At 65.2% G+C, this 16,267-nt stretch carries 15 protein-coding genes; 7 read left to right on the forward strand and 8 right to left on the reverse strand.

What is annotated here, in order from left to right; all coding sequences use genetic code 11:
- The first annotated feature begins 132 nt into the window (after window positions 1-132).
- From recG to ubiA, 6 genes are all read left to right on the forward strand, one after another.
- Complete coding sequence (gene recG, locus AB3X95_RS23775; protein WP_176122475.1) at window positions 133-2,433, forward strand: ATP-dependent DNA helicase RecG; 2,301 nt, start codon at window positions 133-135, stop codon at window positions 2,431-2,433.
- A gap of 104 nt (window positions 2,434-2,537) precedes the next feature.
- Window positions 2,538-3,497, forward strand: coding sequence for a LysR substrate-binding domain-containing protein (locus AB3X95_RS23780; protein WP_013088477.1), 960 nt, complete (start codon window positions 2,538-2,540; stop codon window positions 3,495-3,497).
- Between the two features lie 411 nt (window positions 3,498-3,908).
- Window positions 3,909-5,363 carry a catalase gene (locus AB3X95_RS23785; RefSeq protein ID WP_368622686.1) on the forward strand — a complete coding sequence of 485 codons (1,455 nt, stop codon included), beginning with the start codon at window positions 3,909-3,911 and terminating at the stop codon, window positions 5,361-5,363.
- 95 nt (window positions 5,364-5,458) lie between these two features.
- Window positions 5,459-5,623: a hypothetical protein gene (locus tag AB3X95_RS23790; protein ID WP_176122477.1), complete on the forward strand. Its 165-nt coding sequence runs from the start codon at window positions 5,459-5,461 to the stop codon at window positions 5,621-5,623.
- A gap of 156 nt (window positions 5,624-5,779) precedes the next feature.
- Complete coding sequence (locus AB3X95_RS23795; protein WP_018431894.1) at window positions 5,780-6,277, forward strand: Dps family protein; 498 nt, start codon at window positions 5,780-5,782, stop codon at window positions 6,275-6,277.
- A 234-nt stretch (window positions 6,278-6,511) separates the two neighbouring features.
- Window positions 6,512-7,375, forward strand: a complete 864-nt coding sequence (ubiA, locus tag AB3X95_RS23800; RefSeq protein ID WP_176109515.1) for a 4-hydroxybenzoate octaprenyltransferase — start codon at window positions 6,512-6,514, stop codon at window positions 7,373-7,375.
- Between the two features lie 140 nt (window positions 7,376-7,515).
- Here the strand turns inward: ubiA and proC are convergent, their stop codons facing one another.
- From proC to AB3X95_RS23830, 6 genes are all read right to left on the reverse strand, one after another.
- Window positions 7,516-8,331, reverse strand: a complete 816-nt coding sequence (gene proC, locus AB3X95_RS23805; RefSeq protein ID WP_176122478.1) for a pyrroline-5-carboxylate reductase — start codon at window positions 8,329-8,331, stop codon at window positions 7,516-7,518.
- A gap of 76 nt (window positions 8,332-8,407) precedes the next feature.
- A complete protein-coding gene (locus AB3X95_RS23810; RefSeq protein WP_368622687.1) occupies window positions 8,408-9,130 on the reverse strand; it encodes a YggS family pyridoxal phosphate-dependent enzyme in 723 nt (240 codons plus the stop codon).
- 36 nt (window positions 9,131-9,166) lie between these two features.
- Complete coding sequence (gene glcF, locus AB3X95_RS23815) at window positions 9,167-10,393, reverse strand: glycolate oxidase subunit GlcF (RefSeq protein ID WP_176109512.1); 1,227 nt, start codon at window positions 10,391-10,393, stop codon at window positions 9,167-9,169.
- Between the two features lie 8 nt (window positions 10,394-10,401).
- The gene (gene glcE / locus AB3X95_RS23820) at window positions 10,402-11,490 is read right to left on the reverse strand and encodes a glycolate oxidase subunit GlcE (RefSeq protein WP_368622688.1); all 1,089 of its coding nucleotides are present in this window, start codon (window positions 11,488-11,490) and stop codon (window positions 10,402-10,404) included.
- Window positions 11,491-11,671: 181 nt separating this feature from the next.
- Window positions 11,672-13,165: an FAD-linked oxidase C-terminal domain-containing protein gene (locus AB3X95_RS23825; RefSeq protein WP_176122481.1), complete on the reverse strand. Its 1,494-nt coding sequence runs from the start codon at window positions 13,163-13,165 to the stop codon at window positions 11,672-11,674.
- A 129-nt stretch (window positions 13,166-13,294) separates the two neighbouring features.
- Complete coding sequence (locus AB3X95_RS23830; RefSeq protein ID WP_368622689.1) at window positions 13,295-14,713, reverse strand: FAD-linked oxidase C-terminal domain-containing protein; 1,419 nt, start codon at window positions 14,711-14,713, stop codon at window positions 13,295-13,297.
- 222 nt (window positions 14,714-14,935) lie between these two features.
- Here AB3X95_RS23830 and AB3X95_RS23835 point away from each other — a divergent pair, with 222 nt between their 5' ends.
- A complete protein-coding gene (locus AB3X95_RS23835; RefSeq protein ID WP_368622690.1) occupies window positions 14,936-15,490 on the forward strand; it encodes a cob(I)yrinic acid a,c-diamide adenosyltransferase in 555 nt (184 codons plus the stop codon).
- 62 nt (window positions 15,491-15,552) lie between these two features.
- Here the strand turns inward: AB3X95_RS23835 and AB3X95_RS23840 are convergent, their stop codons facing one another.
- Both AB3X95_RS23840 and AB3X95_RS23845 read right to left on the reverse strand, forming a co-directional pair.
- Complete coding sequence (locus AB3X95_RS23840; protein ID WP_008923434.1) at window positions 15,553-15,885, reverse strand: helix-turn-helix domain-containing protein; 333 nt, start codon at window positions 15,883-15,885, stop codon at window positions 15,553-15,555.
- Complete coding sequence (locus AB3X95_RS23845; protein ID WP_176122484.1) at window positions 15,882-16,226, reverse strand: type II toxin-antitoxin system RelE/ParE family toxin; 345 nt, start codon at window positions 16,224-16,226, stop codon at window positions 15,882-15,884. The genes AB3X95_RS23840 and AB3X95_RS23845 overlap by 4 nt, the downstream gene beginning before the upstream one ends.
- Between the last annotated feature and the right edge of the window lie 41 nt (window positions 16,227-16,267).

A 16,267-nucleotide genomic window follows, 5' to 3' on the forward strand; every position in this document is an offset into this window, starting at 1 on the left:
GCCGGGCGGCTATGATGGCGGGACGCCGAAGCGGCCCGCGTGCGCGTTGAGCCGCATCTTGCCCACGCTGAATGCGCGCAGAGCGGCACGTTTTTTTCGACAGCAGCCGATATTGTACTTGCGAAGCAGCCCATGCCTTTGTCCGACCGCCGATCGTCCGTTGCCACCCTCGAAGCGGGCGCCGCGCCGCGCCGCCGCGGTGCGCGGGCGGAGGCGGGGGAACGGGAGGCGGCAGAAGGTGGCGCGCAAGGCGGCATGATCGCCGCAGGCCGTGATGCCGGGCGCGACAGCGACCCGGCCAGCGGCGACAAGCCCGCCGCCAAAACCAGAGCCACGGCGAAGGCCGCCGCCAAACGTGCAGCCAAAGCCCCCGTCAAAACCGCCGACAAGCTCGCCAAACTCGGCCTCACACGCGACATCGACCTCGTGCTGCATCTGCCGATGCGCTACGAAGACGAAACCTCGCTGACGCCGATCGGTCACCTGCTGCCCGGCGGCATCGCGCAAACCGAAGGCGTCGTATTCGACAACGAGATCGCCTATCGCCCGCGCCGGCAACTGCTCGTGAAGCTGCGCGACGCCGACGGCGATGAGCTGGTGCTGCGCTTTCTGAATTTCTACGGCTCGCAGGTCAAGCAGATGGCGCCCGGCGCGCGCCTGCGCGTGCGCGGCGACGTGCGCGGCGGCTTCTTCGGCATGGAGATGGTGCATCCGACCGTGCGCGTCGTCGATGAAGACACGCCGCTGCCACAGGCGCTGACGCCGGTCTATCCGAGCACCGCGGGCGTATCGCAGGCGTATCTGCGCAAGGCGATCGACAACGCGCTCGCGCGCACCTCGCTGCCGGAGCTGCTGCCCGCGCCGGTCGCACGCGCGTTTCTCGAACCGCTCGGCGTACCGGCGCTGATGGACGCGGTGCGCACGCTGCATCATCCGGGCGCGCAGTCGGACGAAACGGCGCTGATCGACGGCACGCATCCAGCGTGGGTGCGCATCAAGTTCGAGGAGCTGCTCGCGCAGCAGATGTCGCTCAAGCGCGCGCACGACGAGCGGCGCAACCGCGCCGCGCCGGCGATGCCGCGCCGCAAGCTCGGCGACGAATCCGCGCTGGTCGCGCGTCTGTTGAAGGCGCTGCCGTTTTCGCTGACGGCCGCGCAGCAGCGCGTCGGCGGCGAGATCGCGCTCGATCTGACGCAGCCGCATCCGATGCAGCGCCTGTTGCAGGGCGACGTCGGCAGTGGCAAGACGATCGTCGCGGCGCTCGCCGCCGCGCAGGCGATCGACGCCGGCTACCAGGCCGCGCTGATGGCGCCGACCGAAATCCTCGCCGAGCAGCACGCGCGCAAGTTGCGCGGCTGGCTCGAACCTCTCGGCGTGAACGTCGCGTGGCTCGCGGGCAGTCTGAAGACGAAGGAGAAGCGCGCCGCGATCGAAGCGGCCGCGCTCGGCACCGCGCAGCTGGTGATCGGCACGCACGCGATCATCCAGGACGCGGTCGACTTCGCGCGCCTCGGGCTCGTGATCGTCGACGAGCAGCATCGCTTCGGCGTCGCGCAACGGCTCGCGCTGCGCGCGAAGGCGCGGGGCGCCGCCGATGGCGCGTCCGACTTCCAGCCGCATCAATTGATGATGTCCGCGACGCCGATTCCGCGCACGCTCGCGATGACCTACTACGCGGACCTCGACGTCTCCACGATCGACGAACTGCCGCCGGGCCGCACCCCGATCCTCACGAAGCTCGTGTCCGACGCGCGCCGCGAAGAGGTGATCGGCCGCGTGCGCGAGGCGGCGCTGACGGGGCGCCAGGTGTACTGGGTGTGTCCGCTGATCGAGGAAAGCGAGACGCTGCAGCTGCAAACCGCGGTCGAGACCTACGAGACGCTCGTGGCCGCGCTGCCCGAGCTGAGGGTCGGCCTCGTGCACGGGCGCCTCGCGCCCGCCGAAAAGGCCACGGTGATGGACGCGTTCTCGCGCAACGAGATCCAGCTGCTGGTCGCGACCACGGTGATCGAGGTGGGCGTCGACGTGCCGAACGCGTCGTTGATGGTGATCGAGCACGCGGAGCGTTTCGGTCTCGCGCAGCTGCATCAGCTGCGCGGACGGGTGGGGCGCGGCAGCGCCGCGTCGGTCTGCGTGCTGCTGTACACCGGACCGCTGTCGATGACCGCTCGCGCGCGCCTGCAAACGATGCGCGAAACCACCGACGGCTTCGAGATCGCCCGCCGCGACCTCGAAATCCGCGGACCGGGCGAGTTCCTCGGCGCGCGGCAGTCGGGCGCGGCGATGCTGCGTTTCGCCGACCTGCAAAACGATCAGCACCTGATCGAGCCCGCGCGCGAAGCCGCCGCGACGCTGCTGGACCAGTATCCGGACGTGGTCATCCAGCATCTGGCGCGCTGGCTCGGCGCGCGCGAGCAATATCTGAAAGCCTGAGTGCAAGCCCTTCGCCACGAACGGAACGGCTAAAAGGTTGGCGAACCGACCCTATAGGTGTATAACTAGAACCTATCGAATCTATCGCACTGATTGATCCCCGAATGACGCTCACCGAATTGAAATACATCGTGGCGGTGGCCCGCGAGCGGCACTTCGGCCGGGCCGCCGAAGCGTGTTTCGTCAGCCAGCCCACGCTGTCCGTCGCCATCAAGAAGCTCGAAGACGAGCTGAACGTGCAGATTTTCGAGCGCGGCACCAGCGAGGTCAGCGTCACGCCGATCGGCGAACAGATCGTCACGCAGGCGCAACGCGTGCTCGAGCAGACGCTCGCGATCAAGGAAATCGCCAAGCAGGGCAAGGACCCGCTGGTCGGTCCGCTGCGCCTCGGCGTGATCTACACGATCGGGCCGTACCTGCTGCCCACCCTCGTCAAGCAGATGATCCAGCGCGTGCCGCAGATGCCGCTGATGCTGCAGGAAAATTACACGCTGAAGCTGATCGAACTGCTCAAGCAGGGCGAAATCGACGTCGCGATCATGGCGCTGCCATTTCCCGAAACCGGTTTGATGCTGCGTCCGCTGTACGACGAGCCGTTCGTCGTCGCGCTGCCGTCCGGTCACGCGTGGGAAGGCCGCTCGAAGATCGACCCTGACGATCTGAAGCAGGAAACCATGCTGCTGCTCGGCAGCGGCCACTGCTTCCGCGATCATGTGCTCGGCGTATGCCCCGAGCTGATGCGCTTTTCGCAGAATGCGGACGGAATCCAGAAGACCTTCGAGGGCTCGTCGCTCGAAACGATTCGTCATATGGTCGCGAGCGGCGTCGGCATTACCGTGCTGCCGCGCATGTCGGTGCACGAGGTCAAGCCGCATGCGGGCGGTATCGACGCGGGCCTGCTCAGCTACGTCGCGTTCGACGAGCCGGTGCCCGATCGCCGCGTCGTGCTGGCGTGGCGCAAGAGCTTCACGCGCATGCCAGCGATCGATGCGATCTGCGAGGCAATCGCCGCCTGCGAGCTGCCGGGCGTCAAAAAACTCGATCTGCCCGCTGCCGTCAACTAACGCGCGGTCATCCCGCAGCCGCGCCGGATCCCGGCGCGGCCTGCCGCCAAAAAGGGCGCGAGCCCTATCGAATAGATTAACTTAATCAAATACGAATATTCGATAGCTATTGCTATAGTTTCCTCCATGGATCGCCCGATCCCCTGATTCGACAAGGCTCAGCCTCAGACTCCCCATTCGGGGCGTCAGACAAGCCAGGAGGAAAACATCATGCAAGCAGTTTCACAGCCCATCCACGCTTTTCCCGCCCAACCGACCATGACGGCCGCCGCGCCGAGTATCCGCGCGGTCGCGATGTCGTTGCTGGCCGACCGGGTGTTGGCCGCCTGACGCGCCAACCCATGACGGCGTCCGTGCCGCACGGATGCCGCGCGATTTCCTCTGATCCAATAAAACCACGCAGGAGTGCTCATGTCCGAACTTAAGCTCACCAATGCCGCCGGCGCGCCCGTCGCCGATAACCAGAACTCGATGACCGCCGGCCCGCGCGGCCCGGTGGTGCTGCAGGATGTCTGGCTGCTCGAGAAGCTCGCGCACTTCGATCGCGAAGTGATTCCCGAGCGTCGCGTTCACGCGAAGGGTTCGGGTGCGTTCGGCACGCTGACGGTCACGCACGACATCTCGCGCTACACGAAGGCGAAGGTGTTCTCGCAGGTCGGCAAGGAAACACCGCTTTTCATGCGTTTTTCGACGGTGGCCGGCGAGCGTGGCGCGGCCGATGCCGAGCGCGACGTGCGCGGCTTCTCGATCAAGTTCTACACCGAAGAAGGCAACTGGGACGTGGTCGGCAACAACACACCGGTGTTCTTCATCCGCGATCCGCTGAAGTTTCCGGACTTCATTCATACGCAGAAGCGTGATCCGTACACGAACCTGCGTAACAACGTCGCGGCGTGGGATTTCTGGTCGCGTCATCCGGAGTCGCTGCATCAGGTGACGATTCTGATGAGCGATCGAGGGATTCCGAAGAACTACCGGCAGATGCACGGCTTCGGCTCGCACACGTACTCGTTCATCAACGCGAACGACGAGCGTTTCTGGGTCAAGTTCCACTTCAAGTCGCAGCAGGGCATCGAGAACTTCACCGACGCCGAAGCCGCGCAAGTGGTCGCCAATGACCGCGAAAGCGCGCAGCGCGATCTGGTGAACAGCATCGACGCGGGCAACTTCCCGAAGTGGCGCTTCGCGATTCAGGTGATGCCCGAAGCGGATGCGGCGAACTACCGCTTCAACCCGTTCGACATCACGAAGGTGTGGTCGCAGAAGGACTATCCGTTGATCGACGTCGGCACGATCGAGCTGAACCGCAACGCGGCGAACTATTTCGCGGACGTCGAGCAGGCGGCGTTCACGCCGGCCAACGTGATACCGGGCATCGGCTTTTCGCCGGACCGTCTGTTGCAGGGGCGTCTGTTCTCGTACGGCGATACGCAGCGTTACCGGCTCGGCATCAATCATCACCAGATTCCGGTGAATGCGCCGCGCGTGCCGAACCCGCATTCGTTCCATCGCGACGGCGCGATGCGCACCGACGGCAATCTCGGCGGCAACGTGAATTACGAACCGAATCGCTTCAGCGACTTCGCGCAGGACGCGAACGCATCGGAGCCACCGCTCGCAGCGGGCGCGGTCGCGCATTACGAACATCGCGAGGACGACGACTACTACACGCAGCCGCGCATGCTGTTCGCGCTGTTCGACGACGCGCAGCGTCAGCGTCTGTTCGGCAATATCGCGCGACATATCGACGGTGTGCCGCAGGACATCGTCGCGCGTCAGATCGAGCATTTCCGCCGCGCCGATCCGGCTTACGCGGAAGGTGTGATCGCGGCGCTCGCCGCGTTGCAGGAAGGCAGAAACCGCTAGGCGTCCAGTACGCGGCGCACGGCAGGGCAGTAGCACAGTAATCGACGGCGCAGCGCGTTGCTGCGGCCGTCACGAGACGAACCGGGAGTACGATCATGATTCAGATGATGATGGCAAGCATCGGCGGTTCGACCGCCATGCCGAGCATGCAGGTGCAACGGCAGGTGTTGATGCTGCGCAAGGCGATGGGCATTACGATCGTCGCGAGCGGCTTGGCGGTAATCGCCGCGCAGGCGTTGCAGCACGCGCTGGGCGGCTAAGCGCAGTAGCGCCGGGATGGCGGCGCAGCAAGGCCTCCGGAGCACGTCTTGAGCGAAGCTTGCGGCATTTCACGCTACACTGTCGAACAGTTTTATTCGTGTTTCCGCAGAGCCTCATCTGCCGACCGGTTCGTATCACTCTTCGAAGGAGTCATCATGGCCAAGAAAGAAGCCGCAGCAGCCGTACAGCACGTCAACATCGGGATCAGCGACAAGGATCGCAAGAAGATCGCCGAAGGGTTGTCGCGTTTGCTCGCCGACACCTACACGCTGTACCTGAAGACCCACAACTTCCACTGGAACGTCACGGGTCCGATGTTCAACACGCTGCACCTGATGTTCGAAACGCAGTACAACGAACTGGCGCTCGCGGTCGACTCGATCGCCGAACGCATCCGCGCATTGGGCGTGCATGCGCCGGGCACCTACAAGGATTTCGCGAAGCTGTCGTCGATCCCCGAAGCGGACGGTGTGCCGGCCGCGGAAGACATGATCCGCCAACTGGTCGAAGGCCAGGAAGCGGTGGTGCGCACCGCGCGCGCGATCTTCCCGGCGACGGAAGCCGCCAACGACGAGCCGACCGCCGACCTGCTCACGCAACGCATGCAGACGCACGAAAAGACCGCGTGGATGCTGCGCTCGCTGCTCGCGTGATTCGACGCGGCTAAGCCGGCCGAGTCACGTTCGAATGCAGGTGCGGGCAACACCCGCGCCGTGCCAGAAACGCACAAGCCTCCCTGCACGGGAGGCTTTGTTTTTTGCGCCGCCGCCGCGTGATGCAGGGGCGCGAGCGCGAGGCACTTCGATACGCGGCCAGATGAATTCAGAGCCGCCGTGCGCTTCCCGTAAAATAGGCGCACCGTGTTCGCACTTCACCGAATTCGTCCCATGTTCGCCCGACTTCCCCTGTATCTGCGCCTCGTGCGCATGGACAAGCCGATCGGCAGCCTGCTGCTGCTGTGGCCGACGCTCAACGCACTGTGGATCGCTTCCGGCGGTCATCCGTCGTGGCAATTGCTGGTGATCTTCACGCTTGGCACGGTGCTGATGCGCTCAGCCGGCTGCGCGATCAACGACTACGCGGACCGCGATTTCGACCGCCACGTGAAGCGCACCGAGAACCGGCCGATCACGTCCGGCAAGATCAATGCGTGGGAGGCGGTCGTGCTGGCCACCGTGCTGTCGCTGATCGCTTTTCTGCTGATCCAGCCGCTCAATGCGTTGACCAAGGAGTTGTCGGTGGTCGCGCTGTTCGTCGCCGGCACGTATCCGTTCATGAAGCGCTTCTTCGCGATTCCGCAGGCGTATCTGGGCATCGCGTTCGGCTTCGGCATTCCGATGGCGTTCGCCGCGGTGCTGGATCACGTGCCGCTGCTCGCATGGGTGATGCTGGTCGCGAACATCTTCTGGGCCGTTGCGTACGACACCGAATACGCGATGGTGGATCGCGACGACGACATCAAGATCGGCATCCGCACGTCGGCGCTGACTTTCGGTCGCTTCGACGTGGCCGCGGTCATGCTGTGTTACGCGGTGACGCTGGGGATTTACGTCGGCATCGGCCTGACGCTCGGGTTTGGTCTGCTGTACTGGCTCGGCTGGGCGGTCGCGGTAGGTTGCGCGATCTATCACTACACGCTGATCCGCAATCGCGAGCGCATGCCGTGCTTTGCCGCGTTCCGTCACAACAACTGGCTCGGCGGCGCGTTGTTCGCGGGGATTGCCGCGCATTACGCGGTGACCTCGTTTTAATTCGCGTCCGCGCTTTTCTGGCTTCAGAACGCTGGTGTTTCTACACGCCGTAGCGCGCGTGCCCTTAATTAGAAAATTAGAAAAGGCAGGCGTGCCACGGCGTGTTAGTTTCCGCTGATTCTTTTCGACGCCGGTTCGCGTTACTGCTTGCCGAACTCGTCGCCCATCTCGCGCGCCCGTGCATCGGCGGCCAGTGCGCCCCGCACGATCGCGTCCTTGATGCCGCTCGCGTCGAACGAGGCGAGCGCTGCCGCGGTCGTGCCGCCCTTCGAGGTCACGCGCTCGCGCAGCACGCTCGGCGGTTCGTCGGAATTGGCCGCGAGTTGCGCGGCGCCCGTGAACGTCGCGACCGCGAGCGCGCGGCCCTGCGCTTCGTCCATACCTAGCTGGCGCGCGGCTTCCTGCAGCGCTTCGATGAAATAGAACACGTAGGCCGGTCCACTGCCCGAGATCGCAGTGACCGCGTCGATCTTCGCTTCGTCGTCGAACCAGACGGTCTCGCCGACCGCGCCGAGCACCTGCGACGCGAGCGCGCGGCCCGCTTCGTCGACGCTGCCGCTCGCGACGAGACCCGTCACGCCCATGCCGATCAGCGCCGGCGTATTCGGCATCACGCGCACGATGCGGCTGTGGCCATTCAGCCAGCGCGACATGTCGCCGATGCGGATGCCCGCGACGATGCTGACGATCAGTTGCGACGCGCGCAGATGCGCCGCCAGCGTCTCGGCGACGCTCTTCAGGATCTGCGGCTTCACGGCGAGCACGACCGCGTCGTAGTCGGCGAGCGTGCCGTCGGCGGCCGCGCCGGTGCGGATGCCGAATTGCTCCTCGTTGCGCTTGCGCGCGTCTTCGTTCGGATCGATCGCATATAGGTCCGCGGGCGCGGCGCCCCGCTTGATGAGGCCGCCGATCAACGCCGCGGCCATGTTGCCGCCGCCGATAAACGCAATTTTCATGATGGTCCGGATAGCTTCAGATGAGATGCGGTGAGGGCATCGCGCAGCCAGGTTCGCGCAAGGCCCGTGGAAAAGCTCAGTGCGAGTAATCGCGCGCGCCGAAGATCGCGGTGCCGACGCGCACGATCGTTGCGCCTTCGAGCACGGCTGCTTCGAGATCGGCCGACATGCCCATCGACAACGTATCGAGCTCGAGCCCGTCGTTGCACAAGCGCTCGAACAGCTCGCGCAATTTGCGATGCGGCGCCCGCTGTTCTTCAAGATCGCCGCCCGGTTCCGGAATCGACATCAGTCCGCGCAGCTTCAGCTTTGGCAGTGCGGCGATCTGGTGCGCGATGGCGGCCGCCTCGTCGGGCGCAACGCCGCTCTTCGACGCCTCGCCGCTGACGTTGATCTGCAGGCAGACGTTGAGCGGCGGCAGGTTGTCGGGGCGCTGCTCCGACAGCCGCTGTGCGATCTTCAGCCGATCGACCGAATGCACCCAGTCGAAATGCTCGGCAACGGGGCGCGTCTTGTTCGATTGCAGCGGCCCGATGAAATGCCATTCGAGCGATGCGCGCAGATCGGCGAGCGTCTGGATCTTGTCGAGCGCTTCCTGCACGTAGTTCTCGCCGAATGCGTGCTGACCGGCCGCATGAGCGGCGCGCACGGCATCGGCGGGAAACGTCTTGGAGACCGCGAGCAGCATCACGGACTGCGCATCGCGGCCGGCCGCTTGCGCGGCGCGGGCGATGCGCTCGTGCACGTCGGCGAGACTCTGAGCGAAGTGGTCGGCGAAACGGTGATGCAGATCGGACATGGAACGAACCGGTGTTCAGCGAAGACGATGCCCCGATTATACGGACAGCATGTGCTCGACCAATTCGATCCAGTGCGCGACCGGCGTCGACGTGCCGCTTTGCAGATGCGCGATGCAACCGACGTTCGCCGACACGATCACCTGCGGCTCCTGCGCCTGCAAACGCTCGAGCTTCTGGTCGCGCAGCGCGTACGACAGGCGCGGCTGCAGCAGCGAGTAAGTGCCGGCCGAGCCGCAGCACAGATGGCTGTCGGTGGGGAGGCGCACTTCGAGGCCGAGCGCGCTGAGCAGTTGCTCGACTTTGCCGCGGATCTGCTGGCCATGCTGCAGCGTGCAGGGCGGATGAAACGCGACCGTGTGCACCGAGCGGCGGCGCGTGATCGCGACGAGCCGTTCTTCGAACTCGGGCAGGATTTCGGAGACGTCGCGCGTCAACTCGACGATGCGGCGCGCCTTCTCCGCATACTCGGGATCGAGGCGCAGCAGGTGCGCGTATTCCTTGACCGTCGCACCGCAGCCCGACGCGTTCATTACGATCGCTTCAACGCCCTGTTCGACGTAGGGCCACCATGCGTCGATGTTCGCGCGCACGTCGTCGAGTGCTTCTTCGTTGTAGCCGAGGTGCAGGCGGATCGCGCCGCAGCAGCCGGCTTCGGGCGCGATCAGCGTTTCGATACCGAGCGCGTCGAACACGCGCGCGGTCGCGATGTTGACGTTCGGCATCATCGACGGTTGCACGCAGCCCGCGAGCATCAGCACCTTGCGTTCGTGTGTCGCGCTCGGCCATTCGAGCGGGCGTTGACGCGCAGGGACCTTGTCGCGCAGCTTCTTCGGCAGCAGGCCGCGCACATGCTGGCCCAGCCGCATCGCGGGCGTGAAGATCGCGCTGTTCGGCAGCACGCTCGCGAGCAGCCGCCGCATCAGCCGCTGATTGAGCGGACGTGTGACCTTCTCTTCGGTGAGCTTGCGGCCGATTTCGACGAGCCGCCCGTATTGCACGCCGGACGGGCAGGTCGTTTCGCAGTTGCGACAGGTCAGGCAGCGGTCCAGGTGTACCTGGGTGCTGCGCGTGACCGGTGCGCCTTCGACCATCTGCTTGATCAGATAGATGCGCCCGCGCGGGCCGTCGAGCTCGTCGCCGAGCAGTTGATAGGTCGGGCAGGTGGCCGTGCAGAAACCGCAATGCACGCATTTGCGCAGGATGGCGTCCGCTTCGTTGCCATCGGGGGTATTGCGAATGAAGTCCGCGAGGTTGGTTTGCATCGCGTCGCTCAGAAGTCGGGGTAGAGACGGCCGCGGTTGAAGATGCGGGCCGGATCGAATGCATGTTTGAGGCCGCGATGGATTTTCATCAACGGCGCGGGCAGCGGTGTGAATACGCCGGCGCTGCGGTCGTAGCCGTGGCCGCTGCGGAAAATGGTTGCGTGGCCGCCGGCCTGCTTCGCGCTGATGCGCACGGTTTGCGCGTCGGTGTCGGTGATCCACCAACGCTGGCCGCCGCCCCATTCCATCAGTTGCGCGCCGGGCAGTTGCAGCGGCTCGGTGATCGACGGCAACGCGAGACGCCACAGCGCGGCCTTCGGCGGAATGCTTGCAAAGAACGAGTCGGTCTGTTCGCGCAGGCCGCCCCAGAAGCGCTCGGCTTCGACCGCATCGACGACTTCGCCGCCGAGCCCGGTGCGCGCGGCCTTGACCGCGGCCTCCGCGCCGCCCAGGCGCACCGCGAGCGTGCCGTTGCGCCATGCGCTCGCGGTGATGGGCAGCGGCCGGCCGCCCCATTCGTTGAGCTTGCGTACCGCGTCGGTGCCATTCATGTCGAATTTCAGCGTGGCTTCGGCCTGCGGGCGCGGCAGCACTTTGACTGACAGCTCGAGGATCAGCCCGAGCGTGCCGAGCGAGCCCGCGAGCAGCCGCGACACGTCGTAACCCGCGACGTTCTTGACGACCTGGCCGCCGAAGTGCAGCACCTGGCCCCGGCCGTTCATCACGACGGCGCCGAGCACGAAGTCGCGCGCGGCGCCGACCGCCGGCCGGCGCGGCCCGGAAATGCCCGCGGCGATGCAGCCGCCGAAGGTGGCCTGCGGACCGAAGTGCGGCGGCTCGAACGCCAGCATCTGGTCGTGCTCGGCGAGCGCGGCTTCGATTTCCAGCAGCGGTGTTCCCGCGCGCGCGGTGATCACGAGCTCGGCCGGATCGTACTCTATGATGCCGCGATAAGCGCGCGTGTCGAGGATCTCGCCTTCCAGCGTCTGGCCATACCAGTCCTTGGTGCCGCCGCCACGGATGCGCACCGCGCGTCCCTCGGCGCTGGCCGAGCGCACGCGTTCGGACCATACGGCGACGATGTCATCCTCTTCCATGGTGTCCTGCTCGTTGTGTTTCGTTTGATTGTACCGGGCGGCGGCTCGCTGGCAAGCCGGAGCGCACCCGCATGACGGGGCGCGGCATCGGTCTGAAGGGGCGGCGCAAATCGCCGTGCAGGCCGCGCCCGCATCGGCGCGGGCGCGGCACACGGTGGCTGCGCGATGCAGACGCCAGCCGCTAGAAGCGCGGCAGCTCGGGATGTGGCAGCAGTCCGCCGCGCACGTGCATCTTGCCGTATTCGGCACAGCGCGCCCGCGTCGGAATGCCCTTGTCGGGATTCAACAGACCGGGCGCGTCGAATGCTCGCTTGACCGCGTGGAACGTGTCGCGCTCCTCGGGCGAGAACTGCACGCACATCGAATTGATCTTCTCGATGCCGACGCCATGCTCGCCCGTCACCGTGCCGCCCAGCTCGACGCAAGCTTCGAGGATGTCGGAACCGAACAACTCGGCGCGATGCCACTCGTCCTGGTCGTTGCCGTTGAACAGGATCAGCGGATGCATATTGCCGTCGCCGGCATGGAACACGTTGATGCAGCGCAGCTGGTAGGTTTTCTCCATCTCCTCGATGCGCGCGAGCAGCGGCCCGATACTTCGGCGCGGCACGGTGCCGTCCATGCAGTAGTAGTCCGGCGAGATGCGGCCGGCGGCCGGAAACGCGTTCTTGCGCCCGGACCAGAAGCGCAGGCGCTCGGCCTCCGTGCGCGAAATCTGGATACGGGTCGCGCCGTGCTCGCGCAGCACCGCGGTCATGCGCACGATCTCGGCCGCGACTTCCTCGGGCGTGCCGTCCGATTCGCACAGCAGGATCGCCGCCGCGTCGAGGTCGTAGCCCGCGTTGACGAACTCCTCGACCGCGCGCGTGGCGGGCTTGTCCATCATCTCGAGGCCGGCCGGGATGATGCCCGCCGCAATGATGCCGGCAACGGCGTCGCCGCCTTTCACCACATCGTCGAAGCTGGCCATGATGACCTGCGCCGTTTGCGGCTTCGGGATCAGCTTGACGGTGACCTCGGTGACGATTGCGAACATGCCCTCGCTGCCGATCAGCACCGCGAGCAGATCGAGCCCCGGCGCGTCAGGCGCGAGCGAGCCGAATTCGACGATCTCGCCGTCCATCGTCACCGCGCGCACGCGCAGCACGTTGTGCACGGTGAGGCCGTACTTCAGGCAATGCACGCCGCCCGAATTCTCGGACACATTGCCGCCAATCGTGCAGGCAATCTGCGACGACGGATCCGGCGCGTAGTAGAGGCCATACGGTGCCGCGGCTTCGGAGATCGCGAGGTTGCGCACGCCCGGCTGCACGGTCGCGATGCGCGCATACGGGTCGACCTCGACGATCTTGCGAAAGCGCGCGAGCGACACCACGACGCCGTGCCGAATCGGCATTGCGCCACCGGACAGCCCGGTGCCCGCGCCGCGCGGCACGATGGGCACATCGAGACGATGGCAGATCTGCACGATGCGCTGCACCTGCGATTCGGTTTCCGGCAACGCGACCGCGAGCGGCAGACGCCGGTACGCGGCGAGGCCGTCGCAGTCGTACGCGACGGTATCTTCCTCGCGATACAGCAGACAGTGGGTCGGCAACACGGCCATCAGCGCCTGCACGACTTCGCGCTGACGCTGCGCGAGGACTTCGGCCGACAGTTCAGCGGGTGCGTTCATGTGAGTAGTCTCCTCGTGGCTTGCGCCGGTCCGGCTTCCAGGTTCGAGCCGGCTGTTTCGAGCGGCCTGCTTCGCGTCACTTGCGTGTTCGGGCCGGCGGCTTGTCGCGGCCGGCCTTTGCAATGTAGATCAGGCCGCCGCCCAGGCGAAAATCTTGCCCGGGTTCATCAGATTGCGCGGGTCGAGCGCGTGCTTGATGGAGCGCATCGTGTCGACCGCGACGTCGCCGTGCTCCTCGAGCAGAAAACCCATTTTGTGCAGACCGACGCCATGCTCGCCGGTGCAGGTGCCGTCCATGCGCAGCGCGCGCTGCACGATGCGATGGTTCAGGCGTTCGGCTTCTTCGAGCTCTTCGGGCTTGTCCGGATCGATCAGGATTGCGACGTGGAAATTGCCGTCGCCGACATGGCCGACGATCGGGCAGGGCAGCGGCGACGCCAACAGATCCTGCTCCGTTTCGACCACACACTCCGCCAGACGCGAGATCGGTACGCAGACGTCGGTAGTCACCGCGCGCGAGCCGGGCTTCAGTTGCAGCATCGCGAAATAGGCGTTGTGACGCGCGTTCCACAGGCGGCTGCGGTCTTCGGGGCGCGTCGCCCATTCGAAGCCTTCGCCGGCATTTTGCGCGGCGATTTCCTGCACGAGTTCGGCCTGTTCCTTGACGCCGGCCTCGGTGCCGTGAAATTCGAAGAACAAGGTGGGCGCTTCGCGCAGCGACAGATTCGAGTGGCGATTGATCGAGCGGATCGCCAGCGAATCGACGAACTCGACACGCGCGATCGGCACGCCGATCTGGATCGTCTCGATGACCGCGCGCACCGCATCGCCCATCGACGGGAACGTGCACACCGCGGCCGACACCGCCTCCGGCTGCGGATAGAGGCGCAGCGTGATTTCGGTGATCACGCCGAGCGTGCCTTCCGAGCCGACGAACAGTCGCGTGAGGTCGTACCCCGCCGACGATTTGCGCGCGCGCGAGCCGGTCTTGATCACGCGGCCGTCGGCGAGCACGACCGTCAGGCCGAGCACGTTCTCGCGCATCGTGCCGTAGCGCACGGCGTTGGTACCGGACGCGCGGGTCGCCGACATGCCGCCGATGCTCGCGTCCGCGCCCGGGTCGATCGGGAAGAACAGGCCGGTGTCGCGCAGCGCTTCGTTCAGCTGCTTGCGCGAGATGCCGGGCTCGACGGTGACGGTCAGGTCTTCGGCGTTGATCGACAACACCCGGTTCATCTCCGACAGATCGATCGACACGCCGCCTTGCACGGCAAGCAGATGTCCTTCGAGCGACGAGCCATTGCCGTACGGAATGATCGGCACGTCGAACTGGCCGCATAGCTTGACGGCGGTTTGCACGTCTTCGGTTGTACGCGCGAAGACGACGGCGTCAGGCAGTTGTGGATCGAACGGCGATTCGTCGCGGCCGTGGTGCGCACGCACGGCTTCGGCAACGGAGACCCGATCGCCGAAGGCGGCTTTGAGCTGGTTCAGCAATTCGGCGGGAAACGGCCGGCGTAGCGGCGCCGGCGGTACGGGATGGTTCACGCATGTCTCCTGTCGAGCGGAGTTGGCGCTTCAACGCTTACTCCGGTCCGATGAAAGTTTCTTTAGGTAACAGCCTGTTTGCAGCAGCTGTTTCATTTTACGCCGTTCGCCCGCCAGGAGGCGCTGGGCCGGCTTCCGCTCATATAATGGCGGCGATTTCGCGATGCGCGCAATATGGACAAACGTGATGGCCGCATCGTCACTGAATACAGGGGAGACATTATGGGCAATCGCCTCAGCAAAATCGCCACTCGCACCGGCGACGACGGCACTACTGGTCTCGGCGACGGCCGCCGTGTGCGCAAGGACAGCGCGCGAATCGCCGCGATCGGTGACGTCGACGAACTCAATTCGAACCTCGGCGTGCTGTTGTGCGAGAACCTGCCCGAAAATGTACGCGCGGCGCTGGTCGCGATTCAGCACGATCTGTTCGATCTGGGTGGCGAACTGTGCATTCCGGGTCATACGATGATCACCGAGCGGCATCTCGCTCAGCTCGACGGCTGGCTCGCCGACTACAACGCCACGCTGCCGCCACTGAAGGAATTCATTCTGCCGGGCGGTTCGCGCGCGGCTGCGCTCGCGCATGTGTGCCGTACCGTTTGCCGCCGAGCGGAGCGCTCGATCGTCGCGCTTGGCGAACACGAGACGCTGAACGCGGCGCCGCGTCAGTACGTGAACCGGCTGTCCGATCTGCTCTTCGTGCTGGCGCGCGTGCTCAATCGCGCGGACGGCGGCACCGACGTGCTGTGGCAGCACGATCGCGGCACGCCTTGAGCGGCGACGCCCATGCGCATATAAATAGGTAGTGAGCTTCGCACGAGCCGACGCTCAACCGCTCAACCGACGGCGAGCGTAACCGGCTTGCCAATGCGGCTCAGCATTTCAACGAGCGTGTCGATCGTGAACTTGGTGGTTTTCTTGTTGACGACGTCTGACACGCGCGGACGCGACACCATCAGAATTTCGGCCGCCTCGGCCTGCTTCAGATGATGCTGTTCGATCCACGTGGACAGCTCCGTCATCAATTGTTCCTTGAGCAGCCGCGTGTCGTTGATCTGCTTTTGCGACGCCGCGTGAAGGCGCTTCGCTTCCTCGGCGGAAAAACCGAGTTCGAGGAACACGTTCGCGCCGGCTCGCGTTACGTGACGAATGTTGGTGTCGATCGTCATGGCTGGGTGGTCCTGTAATGAGTGATGGCGCGATAGCGCGTTTCGGCAATTTTTCTGTCGCGCGGTCCGAGCTTCTGCGTTTTCTTCTGAAAGCAATGCAGCACGTACAGCGCTTCGGCATATTTGGTCACGTACATCACGCGAAAAATACCGTCCTCGTCTCTGATGCGAATTTCGCGAGTTCCCGCGCCGATAGACTCGAACGGTTTCCAGTCGTCAGGGTCGAGTCCTGACTGAATCTTGTGAAGCTGAAACCCGGCGAGACGACGCGCTTCGGTGGGAAAAGCAAGCAAATCACGGTAGCTGGAGCCTAACCAGCGAATTTCTTTTTCCTGCTCCATCGCCACCTCATGTACAAAATCTTATACGCACTCTCCAGCCC

The organism is Paraburkholderia sp. BR13444, from assembly GCF_040948755.1.
In the GTDB taxonomy this organism is placed as follows: Bacteria; Pseudomonadota; Gammaproteobacteria; order Burkholderiales; family Burkholderiaceae; genus Paraburkholderia; species Paraburkholderia youngii.

What these genes read in the sequence shown, in the direction of transcription:
- glcF (WP_176109512.1), bottom strand. Translation starts at nt 10,393, where the DNA reads ATGCAAACCAACCTCGCGGACTTCATTCGCAATACCCCCGATGGCAAC.
- AB3X95_RS23835 (WP_368622690.1), top strand. Translation starts at nt 14,936, where the DNA reads ATGGGCAATCGCCTCAGCAAAATCGCCACTCGCACCGGCGACGACGGC.
- AB3X95_RS23785 (WP_368622686.1), top strand. Translation starts at nt 3,909, where the DNA reads ATGTCCGAACTTAAGCTCACCAATGCCGCCGGCGCGCCCGTCGCCGAT.
- AB3X95_RS23780 (WP_013088477.1), top strand. Translation starts at nt 2,538, where the DNA reads ATGACGCTCACCGAATTGAAATACATCGTGGCGGTGGCCCGCGAGCGG.
- recG (WP_176122475.1), top strand. Translation starts at nt 133, where the DNA reads ATGCCTTTGTCCGACCGCCGATCGTCCGTTGCCACCCTCGAAGCGGGC.
- ubiA (WP_176109515.1), top strand. Translation starts at nt 6,512, where the DNA reads ATGTTCGCCCGACTTCCCCTGTATCTGCGCCTCGTGCGCATGGACAAG.
- AB3X95_RS23845 (WP_176122484.1), bottom strand. Translation starts at nt 16,226, where the DNA reads ATGGAGCAGGAAAAAGAAATTCGCTGGTTAGGCTCCAGCTACCGTGAT.
- AB3X95_RS23825 (WP_176122481.1), bottom strand. Translation starts at nt 13,165, where the DNA reads ATGAACGCACCCGCTGAACTGTCGGCCGAAGTCCTCGCGCAGCGTCAG.
- glcE (WP_368622688.1), bottom strand. Translation starts at nt 11,490, where the DNA reads ATGGAAGAGGATGACATCGTCGCCGTATGGTCCGAACGCGTGCGCTCG.
- proC (WP_176122478.1), bottom strand. Translation starts at nt 8,331, where the DNA reads ATGAAAATTGCGTTTATCGGCGGCGGCAACATGGCCGCGGCGTTGATC.
- AB3X95_RS23795 (WP_018431894.1), top strand. Translation starts at nt 5,780, where the DNA reads ATGGCCAAGAAAGAAGCCGCAGCAGCCGTACAGCACGTCAACATCGGG.
- AB3X95_RS23840 (WP_008923434.1), bottom strand. Translation starts at nt 15,885, where the DNA reads ATGACGATCGACACCAACATTCGTCACGTAACGCGAGCCGGCGCGAAC.
- AB3X95_RS23810 (WP_368622687.1), bottom strand. Translation starts at nt 9,130, where the DNA reads ATGTCCGATCTGCATCACCGTTTCGCCGACCACTTCGCTCAGAGTCTC.
- AB3X95_RS23790 (WP_176122477.1), top strand. Translation starts at nt 5,459, where the DNA reads ATGATTCAGATGATGATGGCAAGCATCGGCGGTTCGACCGCCATGCCG.